The organism is Bartonella sp. OD88NMGDW (assembly GCF_042193775.1).
GTDB lineage: Bacteria > Pseudomonadota > Alphaproteobacteria > Rhizobiales > Rhizobiaceae > Bartonella > Bartonella grahamii.
In genome coordinates this window covers 1-598 of record NZ_JBHIMA010000084.1, presented here as the reverse complement: position 1 = coordinate 598, position 598 = coordinate 1, and the positions used below count along the sequence as shown (strand labels likewise).

1 pseudogene is annotated in these 598 nt (G+C 30.1%); it reads right to left on the bottom strand.

Annotation, left to right across the window (positions count from 1 at the left end):
- Window positions 1–431: 431 nt before the first annotated feature.
- A pseudogene (locus ACFIJR_RS09230) lies at window positions 432–598 on the bottom strand (DUF3987 domain-containing protein); the annotation flags it as partial.

The following is a 598-nucleotide window of genomic DNA, read 5'->3' as shown; positions in this document are numbered from 1 at the left end:
CAGCCCATGAGAGAGATCAGATCAGCAAAATAGTGAAATTTGCTGTTTATTTTATGGAAAAAGACAAATGAAGCATGTGCTTTTAAAATATCATAATGATTATTTTGATAGATTTTATGAGTCACTAAAATAATCTAGTTTGTTAGTTCAATTTACAGACACAAACTGACAAATATATATTATTAATTGTATTTAAGGTTGTATTATCGATATAGGTTGTATTGTTAAAATGCTAACATATTGAAATATAATGTTTTTAATTTTCTCTCATTTAAAAAAAATAATATAAGAGCTAGAATGAACTGACAAGACTGACAAAACTCTTCTGATAAGGTCACTCAGATCATTTGCTTTTGGAAAAAAGTTCCTTGATGAGAATGCCATAAAAAGAGTTTTGCGTGGTTGTCTTAAAGACTTCAAAAGAGATTTCTTTATTGTTTTATGCTGTTGTTTTTAACCAAAGGATTCCATTCATACCGTCTATCAGGACGCCGACCTAATTCATTCCCCTCTATAGGAAATTCACGAATATAGTTACAACGACATAAAAGCTCTAAAGCTTGCTTAACGGCTCCATTGTCTTTTAAAGATCTCCAAC